General features: G+C 69.6%; 1 protein-coding gene. It reads left to right on the top strand.

Features of this window, described 5'->3' with window-relative positions; translation table 11 throughout:
* Positions 1 to 70: 70 nt before the first annotated feature.
* Positions 71 to 13,864, top strand: a complete 13,794-nt coding sequence (locus ACIO3P_RS01665) for a type I polyketide synthase (RefSeq protein WP_401849830.1) — start codon at positions 71 to 73, stop codon at positions 13,862 to 13,864.
* Positions 13,865 to 13,894 lie beyond the last annotated feature (30 nt).

The raw sequence follows: 13,894 nt of genomic DNA, 5'->3' as shown, positions 1-13,894 counted from the left end.
GGCAGGCCCGGCCCGTGCCGCCGGCCGCTGCCGTGTCCCCTTGTCACGAGTGCTACCCGAGAGAACTCTGATGACTGAATCCTCTTTGGACCGGGGCCCGATCGCCGTTGTCGGTGTGTCGTGCCGATTGCCGCACGCCGCGAACCCGGCGGCCTTCTGGACTCTGCTGCGCGACGGCGTGGACGCGATCTCGACGACTCCCGCCACTCGCTGGGACGCCGCCGACGGCCCGGGCCCCGACGCCGCCGGCACGGGGTTCGGAGGCTACCTGGAGGGCATCGACCTGTTCGACGCGGCGTTCTTCGGGATCTCGCCACGCGAGGCCGCCGCGATCGACCCGCAGCAGCGGCTGATGCTCGAACTGAGCTGGGAGGCGCTGGAAGACGCCGGGATCGTCCCGGACCAGGTGCGGGGCGCCGGCGTCGGTATGTTCGCCGGTGCCAACAAGGACGACTACGCGGCCCTCCTGCACCGCCGCGGGCTGGATGCGATCACCGCACACAGCACCACCGGTGTGCAGCGCGGAATGATCGCCAACCGAGTGTCCTACACGCTCGGGCTGAGCGGCCCGAGCATCACCGTGGACACCGCGCAGTCGTCCTCACTGGTCGCCGTGCATCTCGCCTGTGAAAGCCTGCGCCGTGGGGAGTGTTCCAGCGCGATCGTCGGCGGGGTGATCCTCAATTTCAGCCCGCACGCCGCGGTCGAGCTGTCGAGGTTCGGCGGGTTGTCGCCCGATGGCCGTTGTTTCACCTTCGACGCCAGGGCCAACGGATTCGTCCGCGGTGAGGGCGGCGCCGTGGTCGTACTCAAGCCGCTGCGGCAGGCGCTGGCCGACGGCGACCGGGTGTACTGCCTGATTCGCGGGAGCGCGGTCAACAACGACGGGGTGAGCGACGGGCTGACGGTTCCCAGCGCCGCCGCGCAGGAGGAAGTCATCCGGCGTGCGCACGAGCACGCCGGTGTGACCCCGGCCGACGTGCAGTACGTCGAACTGCACGGGACCGGCACCCGGGTCGGTGACCCGGTCGAGGCGACCGCGCTGGGCGCCGCGCTGGGAGAGCCACGGCGTGCACAGGGGCCCCTGCGCGTCGGATCGGTCAAGACGAACATCGGCCACCTGGAATCGGCGGCCGGGATCGCCGGCCTGCTGAAGGTGGTGCTGGCGATCAGGCATCGCCGGATCCCGCCGAGCCTGAACTTCCGCGAGCCGAATCCGCAGATCTCGCTGACGGACCTGAACCTGCGCGTACAGACGGAGACCGGCGCGTGGCCCGATACCGGGCGGCCACTGGTGGCCGGGGTGAGTTCGTTCGGCATGGGCGGTACCAACTGCCACGTCGTGGTGAGCGAAACGACCGGCATCGACAGTGCTGAAGGACCGGTGGAGCCGGAGGACATCCCGGCCGGTGGGGCGGCTCCGTGGTTGTTGTCGGCGAAGTCGGCGGAGGCGTTGCGGGAGCAGGCCGTCCGGCTGGGGCAATGGGCTGCTGCGCGGCCGGAGACCGATCCGGTGGCCGTGGGCCGTGCGTTGGTGACGAGCCGGTCGGTGTTCGAGCATCGTGCCGTGGTGGTCGCCGACGACGCGGCCGGGTTCGTCGCCGGGTTGCAGGACTTTGAGACATCCACAGCGGTGGTGCGGGGTATGGCGGCACCGGCCGGGCTGGGTCCGGTGTTTGTGTTCCCTGGTCAGGGTGCGCAGTGGATCGGTATGGGTCTGGAGTTGTGGGACTCGGAGCCGGTGTTCGGGGAGTGGATGGAGCGGTGTGCGGCGGCGTTGGAGCCGTTCGTGGACTGGTCGTTGCGCGATGCTCTTGGTGATGCTGGGTTGTTGGCGCGGGTTGATGTGGTGCAGCCGGTGTCGTGGGCGGTGATGGTGTCGCTGGCGGGTTTGTGGCGTTCGGCGGGTGTGTCGCCTGCTGTGGTGGTGGGTCATTCGCAGGGTGAGATCGCCGCTGCGACGGCGTCTGGTGGTCTGTCGTTGGTGGATGCGGCGCGGGTGGTGGCGTTGCGTAGCCAGGCCATTGTGTCGCTGGCGGGTTCCGGCGGGATGGTGTCGGTCCGGGCGTCCCTGGCCCAGGTTGAGGAGTGGATCGCTCCGTGGCCTGAGTTGTCGGTGGCTGCGGTGAATGGTCCGTCGCAGGTGGTGGTCTCGGGTGCTGCGGAAGCGTGTGACGAGTTTGTAGCCAGGTATGCCGATGACGGTGTCCGGCGGATTGCGGTGGATTATGCGTCGCATTCGTCGCAGGTTGAGGCGGTCGAGGCGCGGTTGGCGGCCGATCTGGCTGGGCTGGAGCCGACGAGTAGTGAGGTGCCGTTCCATTCCACCCTTGAGGCTGCGCTCGTCGATACCGCGGGGCTTGATGGCGGGTATTGGTACCGGAATCTGCGTGAGCAGGTGCGTTTCGCCGAGGTGATCGAGTCGCTGGTGGAGGCCGGGCATCGCACCTTTGTCGAGGTGAGTACGCATCCGGTGCTGGCGATGGCGGTCGAGCAGGCCGGCGAGGATCTGGCTGTCACCGGTACGTTGCGTCGTGATGACGGCGGTCGGGGCCGGTGGCTGCGGTCGCTGGCCGGTGTCCATGTCGCGGGCGTGCCGGTGGACTGGACGACGCAGCTCGGTGAAGCGGGCCGCGTCATGGACCTGCCGACGTATGCGTTCCAGCGGAAGCCGTACTGGCTGCCGGATGCACCCGCCGTGGCTCCCGGCCGTGACACGTCTCCGGGCACCGAACTCGACGCGTTGCGGTACGAGGTCTGCTGGGCGCCGATCGGCCCCGTACTGGACCGGACACTGACCGGCCGATGGGTCGTGGCGGTGCCGGCCGACCGCTCGGAGGAGGACGAGGAGGACGCGGTCGGCCAGGTGGTCGCCGCGCTCGCGGACGACCGGGACGAGTCCTTGCTCGTACGGGTGGACCCGGCCCGTCCGGAGACCGCCTTCGCTGGCATGGGGCCGGTCGCCGGTGTGGTGTCTTTCCTGCCCCCTGACGTTTCCGCCGGCATGGTGTCCGGCGTTCCGGTGTGGTCCGTGACGACCGGCGCAGCCGATGACCCCCGGGAGTCGTCGGGAACGGAGTACTGGGATCGGCCGTCGGCTCCGGGCGGTGTCGGCGGCCGTCTCGAACTCCCTTCGGTGTGGGACGCGACGACCTCGCGCAGGCTGCGTGCCGTTCTGTCCGGTGAGTACGGTGAGGACCGCTTGGCCCTCCGTTCCACCGGGGTGTTCGCCTGGCGGGTACGGACGGCGCCGGTTCCGAGTGCGGCGCCGCGGCGCCGCTGGCGTCCCTCCGGCACCGTACTGCTGGCCGGTGGTGGCACCGGCCGGTCGGCCGAAGCGCTGGTCCGCTGGTTGGAGGGTGGCGGTGCGCGGGTCGTCCGAGGCGGTGACCTGCCCGCCGACCCGGACCTCACAGCAGTCCTGTACCTGCCGGAACCTGATGGCACACCCGACCCCGAGGCTCTCCGGCGTCTGCACGAGCAGAGTGCCGACCGCGAGTTGTCCGCGTTCGTGGTGGTGTCGCGGGCGAGTGCCCAACTGGGCCTGGACCCGGACTCGAATGGCCACGCCGAGGCGCTGATCCGGCTGCGCCGGGCGAACTCACTGCCGGGCAACGCCGTGGCATGGCACGACGAGGACATGCCGTCGGTCGACGGGATGCGTCCCACCGACACCGCCCGGCAGATCGAGGCGCTGGTCAGCGCCGTTGAACACGATGACCCGAGCATCGTGGTCGCCGACCTGAGCAGCGACCTGCGCGACACCGTTGTGGACGGTCCCCACCGCGACGAGCGTCGGCGCGGTCGTACCGGAGTCGTTGCCGCGCCTGGCGTGGCCGCCGGCGAGTCGTACCTGCTCGAACTGGTCCGTACACACGCGGCCGCGGTGCTCGGTCACGGTGGAGCACCGGACGTCGACGCCGATCGGAGTTTCCGGGAACAGGGCTCGGACTCCTACATGGCCGTGGAGCTGCGGAACCGGCTCATCGTGGCCGCTGCTCTGGATCTACCGGCCACCGTGCTGTTCGACTATCCGACCCCCGCGCGGCTGGCCGCGTATCTGCACCGCCGCCTGACAGGAGTGTCCGAGTCGGATCGGACACCGGCCGGTGCGGCCTCGGCGGCGGATGAGCCGATCGCGATCGTGGGCATGGGGTGTCGTTTCCCGGGCGGGGTGGATTCGCCGGAGGCGCTGTGGGAGTTGCTGGCCGCCGACGGGGAAGGGGTGTCGGAGTTCCCGGTTGACCGTGGCTGGGATGTGGAGGGCCTGTACGACCCGGATCGGCTTCGCCCGGGTACCTCGTACGCCCGGCACGGCACTTTCCTGGCCGATGCGGGAATGTTCGATCCGGAGTTCTTCGGGATCAGCCCGCGTGAGGCGACGGCGATGGATCCGCAGCAGCGACTGGTGCTGGAAACAGCCTGGGAGGCGTTGGAGCGGGCCGGGATCGTCCCGGAATCACTGCGTGGTTCGGACACCGGCGTCTATGTGGGTGTCGGAGGATCCGACTACGGCTCGGTGCTGGCGTCCGGTTCGGACGAGGTCGACGGACATGTGCTGACCGGCAACGCGGTGAGTGTGGCTTCGGGGCGAGTCGCCTACACACTGGGCCTCGAAGGCCCGGCGGTAACGGTGGACACCGCGTGTTCCTCCTCTCTCGTGGCGGCGCATCTGGCCGCGCAGGCGTTGCGTGCCGGTGAGTGCTCGATGGCGCTGGCCGGCGGTGTCACGGTGATGTCCACTCCGGACATGTTCGTGGAGTTCTCCCGCCAGGGCGGTCTGGCCGCTGATGGCCGGTGCAAGCCGTTCGCGGATGCCGCGGATGGGACCGGTTGGGGCGAGGGCGCCGGGATTCTGGTTCTTGAGCGGTTGTCCGATGCGCGGCGCCATGGCCATCAGGTCTTGGCGGTGCTGCGTGGCAGTGCCGTGAATCAGGATGGTGCGTCGAACGGTCTGACGGCTCCGAACGGTCCTTCGCAGCAGCGGGTGATTCGAGCGGCGCTGGCGAGTGCCCGGCTGTCTCCGGCCGAGGTTGATGTGGTGGAGGCGCATGGCACGGGGACCCGATTGGGTGATCCGATCGAGGCGCAGGCGTTGCTGGCTACGTACGGTCAGGACCGGCCGGAAGAACGGCCGTTGTGGCTGGGGTCGGTGAAGTCCAACATCGGTCATACCCAGGCTGCCGCCGGGGTAGCCGGGGTGATCAAGATGGTGCTCGCCATGCACCACGATGTGTTGCCGCGCACCTTGAACGTGGACGCGCCGTCCTCGCAGGTGGACTGGACGTCCGGTGCCGTGCAGTTGCTGACGGAGCCGGTGCTGTGGCAGGCCGATGGCCGTCCGCGACGGGCCGGGGTGTCGTCGTTCGGCATCTCCGGCACGAACGCCCATGTGATCATCGAGGAGCCCGAACCCGAACCCGAACCCGAACCGGTATCGGTATCGGTATCGGTATCGGTATCGGTGACCGAATCGGATGAGACCCCTGCGGTGGGCGTGGTGCCGTGGCTGCTTTCCGCCAGGTCGCCGCAAGCCTTGCGGGATCAGGCGTCTCGGCTGGCCAGGTGGACCGCCGAACACCCGGAAACCGATCTGGTGGCGGTCGGTCGCGCGTTGACCACGACACGTTCGGTGTTCGAGCATCGGGCGGTGGCGCTGGGCCAGGACCGGCACACGCTGCTGGAGAGCTTGCAGGCGTTTGCCGAAGACCGTCCGAGTGCGGGCGTGGTGACCGGCTCGCCCGGTTCCGGGCGGCTGGCGGTGGTGTTTTCCGGTCAGGGTAGCCAACGACCTGGTATGGGTGCGGGGTTGGCCGCCGCGTTTCCGGTGTTCGCTGAAGCCTTTGACGAGGTGTGTACGGAGTTGGATCGGCATTTGCCGCGTCCGATCCGTGAGGTGATCGATGGTGAGCCGGATCTGCTGGGTGAAACTCTCTATACGCAGGCTGGTTTGTTCGCGGTGCAGGTGGCCCTGTATCGGCTGACGGCTTCGTGGGGTGTCGTACCGGAGTGGGTGGCCGGGCATTCGATCGGTGAGCTCAGTGCCGCGTACGTGGCGGGCGTGTGGGATCTGCCGGATGCGGCCGCTGTGGTCACAGCGCGAGGCCGACTGATGCAGGACCTGCCCACCGGCGGTGCGATGGTGGCGCTCTCGGCGGGTGAGGCGGAGGCGCTGGAGCTGATCGGCGAGCACACCACCGTGGGTCTGGCCGCGGTGAACGGTCCGGCCTCGACCGTGATTTCCGGTGACGAGGATGCGGTCCTGGAGCTGGCCCAGCGGTGGCGGGATCAGGGTGGTAAGGCGCGGCGGCTGCGGGTGAGTCACGCGTTCCATTCGCCGTTGATGGAACCGATGTTGGCTTCGTTCGCGCAGGTTCTGGAAGGTGTGTCCTGGCGGGAGCCTCAGTTCCCCGTGGTGTCCGGAACCCCGGACGCGGATGTGACGGACCCGGCCTACTGGGTGCGGCACGTCCGTGACACGGTGCGGTACCACGACACGGTCCTCAAGCTGCGGGACCAGGGTGCGGACCTCTTCCTGGAGGCGGGTCCGGCCGGGACGTTGAGCGCGATGGCCACTGCGGACAGTGGCGTGTGGCTTCCCGCGCTGCGGCCCGAACGCGACGAGCCCGAAACGGCACTGTCCGCGCTGGCCGGGGCGCACGCGCACGGCGCCGACGTGGACTGGGCCTCCTTGCTGGGCGCCGACGGCGGTCGGTCGGTGCCCCTGCCGACGTACGCCTTCCAGAGGGAGCGGTACTGGCCTGCGCTCGCCGGAGTGCGGCCCGGGGACGTTCGGGCACTGGGGCAGGGCGAGCCCGGGCATCGACTGCTCGGCGCGGAAGTGGCGCTGGCCGGTGGCGACATGGTGGTGCTGACCGGCCGGTTGTCGCTGGCCACCTACCCCTGGCTGGCCGACCACGCCGTGCTCGGATCGGTGGTGCTGCCGGGAACGGCGTTCGTGGATCTGGCGGTGCACGCCGGTGACCGCGTCGGCTGCACGGTGGTCGACGAACTGACGTTGCAGGCTCCCTTGCTGTTGTCGGAGCAGGGTGGGGTACGGGTACAGATCCGGGTCGCCGAGCCCGACGAGGACGGTCGCCGGGCGGTCGGCGTCTTCTCGCGTACCGACGATGACGATGAGTGGGCTCAGCACGCCGACGGTGTGCTGAGTACGGAGTCGGCGCCGTCGCCGGAGTTGCCGGGGGAATGGCCCCCGGCAGGTGCGCGGCCGGTGCCGGTGGACGGTGCCTATGAGCGCCTGGCCGAGGACGGCTACGGCTATGGACCGGCGTTCCAAGGGCTTCGTGGAGTATGGCAGTCCGGCGCGGACCTGTTCGCCGAGGTGGCTCTGGCCGAGCGGACCGAGGTGGACGGCTTCGGGGTGCATCCGGCGCTGCTGGACGCGGCCCTGCACCCGATCGGCTTGACGGCGCAGCCCAGCGGGGACGGGGTGAGGCTGCCGTTCGCGTGGACCGGCGTCCGGCTGCACGCCACCGGTGCGTCGGTGCTACGAGTGAGGCTGTCCCACCAGGAGGACGGCGGGGTCGGCGTCGAGGCGTTCGATCCGGCCGGGCAGCCGGTGTTCAGCGCGGACTCCCTGCGGCTGCGGCCGATCACCACCGCCCCGGACGCGTCCGGGCGAGGACGGGCGGTCCGCTCCCTGTTCGGCGTGGACTGGATCCCCGTGGCCGACCCGGAGACCACCGCGGTGGAGTGGGCTTGGCACGGCCAGGTCGAGGGCGAACTGCCCGCCGTGGTGGTCGCCCAGGTCCCGTCCAGCGATGATCTTGAGTCGGTGCAGACGGTGACGGCCACGGTGCTGATGTGGCTGCAGGAGTGGCTGGCCGAGCCGGGCACGGTCGACTCGCGGCTGGTGCTGCTCACCCGGGGCGCCGCTGATGGCAGCGATGTGGCTGCTGCGGCGGTGTCCGGCCTGGTGCGTTCCGCGCAATCCGAGCACCCGGGGCGGTTCGTTCTTCTGGACCTCGACGCCGACGCAGACCTTGAGGCTGTTCTGCCCCCCGTGGTGCACACCGACGAGACGGAAATTGCCCTGCGCGCAGGCGTGTTGTGTATGCGGCGTCTGGTGCGAGCCATCGGTGCCGGACAAGCGGTGCCGGATCGGGTCGCTGAGGGCACCGTGGTCATCACCGGGGGTACCGGGGTGCTGGGTGCGCTGCTGGCCCGGCATCTGGTCACCGCCTACGGCGTGCGCGACCTGTTGCTGCTGTCCCGCCGGGGCGTGGATGCTCCGGGCGCGGATGAGTTGGCCGTTGAGCTGGATGAGCTGGGTGCGCGGGTGTCGATCCAGGCGTGTGATGTGTCTGATCGTGACGCTGTGGCGGCGGTGCTTGCCGGCCATGCGGTGTCGGGTGTGGTGCATGCGGCTGGTGTGCTGGACGACGCGACGGTGGAGTCGTTGACCCCGGAGCGGCTGGCCGTGGTGCTGCGGGCGAAGGTGGACGCGGCCTGGCATCTGCACGAGCTGACCCGGGATCAGGATCTGGGCATGTTCGTGGTGTATTCCTCCGTGGCGGCCACGCTCGGTTCGGCGGGGCAGGGGAGTTACGCGGCGGCGAACGCCGCGCTGGACGCACTGATGCACCAGCGGAGGTCGGCGGGGCTGGCCGGGCACTCACTGGCGTGGGGATTGTGGGAACAGGGCTCCGGGATGACCGGGCGCCTGGGCGACGCGGATCTGGCCCGGTGGGCCCGGGCCGGAATTCGGGCGCTGTCGAACGAGCAGGGGCTGACGCTGTTCGACGCGGCGGTGCGGATGGAACGGTCGTTGGTGGTGGCGGCGCGGCTGGATCTGGCCACCATGCGAGCGGCCGGAGCCGTCTCGTCGTTGCTGAGCGGGTTGACCGGTGGCCCGGGGCGCCGGTCCGCGGCCACCGCGGCTGGTGAGAATGACCTTGCCGCCCGGCTCGCCGCACTGCCGATCGAGGAGCGCCCCTCGGCGGTGCTGGAACTGGTGCGTGCTCAAGCGGCCACCGTCCTGGGACACACCTCGGCCGTTCGGGTCGACGCCGATGCGACCTTCCGTGATGTGGGCTTCGATTCGCTGACCGCGGTGGAGCTGCGCAACCGGCTCACCACCGTGACCGGGCTACGCCTGCCGGCCACGATGGCCTTCGACTATCCGACATCGCGGCTGCTGGCCGGGTTCGTACTGGCCGGGGTACTGGGTGAGCAGGCGGACGCTGCTCCCGCGCTCAGGAGCACGGCGGTCGGCGCGCTGGACGAGCCGATCGCGATCGTGGGGATGGGGTGCCGTTACCCCGGTGGAGTGACTTCCCCCGAAGCGCTGTGGGAGTTGCTGGCCGCCGGTTCCGAGGGAGTGACCGAATTCCCGGCCGACCGCGGGTGGGATGTGGCCGGACTGTATGACCCCGATCGGAATCGCCCGGGAACCTCCTACACCCGCCATGGCGGATTCCTGGTGGACGCGGCGGAATTCGACGCGGAATTCTTCGGTATCTCGCCACGTGAGGCCGTGGCGATGGATCCGCAGCAGCGGCTCGTGCTGGAGACGGCATGGGAGGCGCTGGAGCGGGCGGGGATCGTGCCGGATTCGCTGCGTGGCAGTGCGACCGGTGTGTATCTCGGGTTGATGTATCACGACTACGCGACTCAGACGGCGTTGAATCCGGGCGACAGCGACGGATTCAACGGCACCGGCAACTACGGGAGTGTTCTCACGGGCCGGGTGTCGTACGCGCTCGGCCTGGAAGGCCCGGCGGTGACCGTGGACACCGCGTGTTCGTCGTCGTTGGTGACGGTGCACCTGGCCGCGCAGGCGCTGCGATCGGGTGAGTGCTCGATGGCGCTGGCCGGTGGGGTGACGGTGATGTCCACACCGGAAGTGTTCGTGGAGTTCTCCCGGCAGGGCGGATTGGCTGCCGACGGCCGGTGCAAAGCCTTCTCCGAAGCCGCGGACGGAACGAGCTGGGGCGAAGGCGCCGGGGTCCTGGTGCTGGAAAGGCTGTCCGACGCCCGCCGACACGGGCACCAGGTCTTGGCGGTGCTGCGTGGCAGTGCGGTGAATCAGGATGGTGCGTCGAATGGTCTGACGGCGCCGAACGGTCCTTCGCAGCAGCGGGTGATCCGGGCGGCGCTGGCGAGTGCGCGGCTGTCTCCGGCCGAGGTCGATGTGGTCGAGGCCCATGGCACCGGGACTCGGCTGGGTGATCCGATCGAGGCGCAGGCGTTGCTGGCTACGTACGGTCAGGACCGGCCGGAAGAACGGCCGTTGTGGCTGGGATCGGTGAAGTCCAACATCGGTCATACCCAGGCTGCCGCCGGGGTGGCCGGGATCATCAAGATGGTCCTGGCGATGCGGCACGGTCTGTTGCCGCGTACCTTGCATGTGACTGCGCCGTCGTCGCACGTCGACTGGTCGGCCGGAGCGGTGCAGTTGTTGACCGAACCGGTGCCCTGGCAGGTGAACGGTCATCCGCGCCGGGCCGGAGTGTCATCGTTCGGTATCTCCGGCACGAATGCGCATCTGATCCTCGAAGAACCCGAGTCCGCCTCCGCGGTGGAACCGGATGACATCCGGGGCGGAGTGGTGCCGTGGCTGCTGTCGGCCAAGTCGCCGGAGGCGTTGCGGGCGCAGGCTGTCCGACTCGGTCAGTGGGTCGCTGACCAGCCGGAGATCGATCCGGTGCTGGTCGGCCGGGCGTTGGCCACGGGCCGGTCGGTGTTCGAGCATCGGGCCGTGGTGCTGGGCCGCGACCGGCAGACGTTGGTGGACGGTGTGCACGCGGTGGCCGAGGGCCGGCCAGGTGCTGGGGCGGTGACCGGATCGCCGGGGTCGGATCGATTGGCGCTGGTGTTCTCCGGCCAGGGCAGTCAACGTCCTGGTATGGGCGCGGGGTTGGCCGCCGCGTTCCCGGTGTTCGCTGAAGCCTTTGACGAGGTGTGTACGGAGCTGGATCGGCGTCTGCCGCGTCCGATCCGCGAGGTGATCGACAGCGAGCCGGATCTGTTGGACGAAACTCTCTATACGCAGGCTGGTTTGTTCGCGGTGCAGGTGGCTCTGTATCGGCTGACGGCTTCGTGGGGTGTCGTACCGGAGTGGGTGGCCGGTCATTCCATCGGTGAGTTGAGTGCCGCGTACGTGGCGGGTGTGTGGGATCTGGCCGATGCGGCTGCGGTGGTCGTGGCGCGGGGTCGGCTGATGCAGGAGCTGCCGTCCGGTGGCGCGATGGTGGCGCTCTCGGCGAGTGAGGCCGAGGCGCTGGAGCTGATCGGCGAGCACACCACCGTGGGTCTGGCCGCGGTCAACGGCCCGGAGTCCACGGTGATCTCCGGTACGGAGAGCCTCGTGGAGGAGCTGGCTCAGCGGTGGCGGGACCACGGCGGGAAGGCGCCGCGGCTGCGGGTCAGTCACGCGTTCCATTCGCCGTTGATGGAACCGATGCTGGATCCGTTCGCACGGGTGCTGGAGCAGGTGACCTGGCATGTGCCACGGATCCCTGTCGTGTCGGGTATCCCAGATGCGGATGTGACAGATCCGTCCTACTGGGTACGGCATGTGCGGGGCACGGTGCGGTACCACGACACGGTTCTCAAGCTGCGTGAACACGGTGCGGATCTCTTCCTGGAGGCCGGGCCGGCCGGGACGTTGAGTGCCATGGCCACCGTGGACAGCGGAGTGTGGCTGCCCGCCATGCGGGCGGAGCGGGACGAACCGGAAACCCTGCTGACCGCGGTGGCCGGGGTGCATGTCCATGGCTCCGCAGTGGACTGGACCGCGCTGCTCGGAACCCGGTCGGGCAACCCGGTGGTGTCGTTGCCGACGTACGCGTTCCAGCGCGAGCGCTTCTGGCGTGAGGCGTCACAGCAGCGCGCTGCGAGCGTGACTGACGGTCTGGACGCCGAGTTCTGGGAGGCGGTGGAGCGCGAGGACGCTTCGGCGGTGCTGCCGGTTCTGGCATCGCTGCGGCAGCGGCAGGCGCGTTCGGCGGTGGACCGGTGGCGGTACCGGGTGGGGTGGTCGTCGCTGCCGGAAAGGTCTGATGGCCGACTTGATGGTGTGTGGGCGGTGCTGGCGGCCGCGGGTGCCGGTGACGACCTGGCGGCCCTCCTGACCGGGGCGGGTGCCGAGGTCGTACGGGTTGATCTTGATCAGGTCGATGGGCGGGAGTTGCCGGAGGCCGGGTCGTTGGCCGGTGCGGTGGTGGTGGCCGGTGAGGGCCGTGAATGTGCGGCGCAGTTGCTCGCGGTGGCTCAGGCATGGAGTTCGGTGCCGTTGTGGGTGCTGACCCGGGGTGCGGTGAGTGTGGGTGAGAGTGATCCGGTGGTCAATGCCTGGCAGGGGCAGGTGTGGGGACTGGGCCGCGTGATCGGTTCCGAGCAGCCTGGCGGTTGGGCCGGATTGATTGATCTTCCCGCAGGGGCGCTGGATGAGCTGTTGTGGCAACGATGTTGTTCGGTGCTGGCCGGCGGCGATGGCGAGAACCAGGTCGCGGTGCGTTCCGGCGGCGTGTACGGGATGCGGTTGCGGCGTGCCCAGGTCGCGCCGGGCCAGGGCTGGCGGCCGTCCGGAACGGTCCTGGTGACCGGCGGAACGGGTGCGCTGGGTGCACGGGTGTCGCGCTGGCTGGTCGAGCGTGGTGCGGAGCATCTGGTGCTGGTGAGTCGCCGGGGCGCGGACGCGCCCGGTGCGCAGGAACTGGCGGCGGAGTTGTCGGCGTCGGGGGTCGGAGTCCAGGTGGCGGCCGGCGACGTAGCTGACCGTCTGGCGATGGCTGAGGTCCTGGCCGCGATTCCGGAGGAATTCCCGCTGACGGCCGTTGTGCACACGGCGGGTGTTCTGGACGACGGTGTGCTCGGTTCACTGACGCCGCAGCGGCTGGAGGCGGTGGCCGCGCCGAAGGTCGACGCCGTACTCGCCCTGGACGAGCTCACCGCGGACATGGGCCTGCACGCGTTCGTACTGTTCTCCTCGGCGGCGGCGTTGCTGGGTTCGCCGGGGCAGGGCAACTACGCCGCGGCCAACGGGTTCCTGGACGCCTATGCGCAGATGCGGCGGGCGCAGGGCGCGCCCATGGTGTCGATGGCGTGGGGCGCCTGGGCCGGCGCGGGCCTGGCCGATTCCGAACTGGTGCAGTCCCTCCATCGGAGGGTGGGCGTGGGCGGGATGGATCCGGCGGTGGCGGTGATGGCGCTGGAACATGCCGTGGACGACGGGTACGTCGCGGTCGCCGATGTGGACTGGGGCCGGGTGACGGAACTCGGCCTCGGCGGGCAGTGGCTGGCCGAGCTCCCGGAGGCCAAGGCGGTGGTGGCAGCCGACGCGGTGAACGGCGATTCCCCCTGGCTGCTGGATCTGCGGCAGGCTCCGCCCGGCAAGGGACCATCGATGGTGCTGTCGATGGTGCGGGAACAGGCCGCGACGGTGCTGGGGCACGCAAACGCGGGGAAGATCGATGAGGGAGCCGCCTTCCGTTCCCTCGGCTTCGATTCGCTGACCGCGGTCGAACTGCGCAACCGGATGGCCGCGGTGTCCGGCCTGTCGTTGCCGGCGGCGCTTGTCTTCGACTATCCGACACCGGCCGACCTCGCCGGATACCTCCACACGCGACTGTCCGGTGACGCCGACGCCTTCGGACCGTCCATCTTGGACGAGCTCAGCCGCCTGGAGAACTCCCTGTCGGCACTGACCGCCGAGTACTTCGACTCCCAGGCGGCCGACGTGGGCTTCCACGACGAGGTCAGCGGTCGACTCAAGGCTTTGACCTCGACCTGGCACAACCTCCAGGGGCAGAACGGTGACGGGGATGTGCAGGACCAGCTCCAGCACGCCTCGGACGACGACCTCTTCGACTTCATCGACAACCGCTACGGCAAGGCATGAGGACTCCTCGCGCTCTTCACGAAGGAATGG

It is taken from the genome of Streptomyces sp. NPDC087310 (assembly GCF_044744405.1).
Classification (GTDB): Bacteria; Actinomycetota; Actinomycetes; order Streptomycetales; family Streptomycetaceae; genus Streptomyces.
This window is presented reverse-complemented; position numbering and strand designations above follow the sequence as displayed.

Coding starts and splice junctions, on each gene's coding strand:
- ACIO3P_RS01665 (WP_401849830.1), top strand. CDS start 71: ATGACTGAATCCTCTTTGGACCGGGGCCCGATCGCCGTTGTCGGTGTG.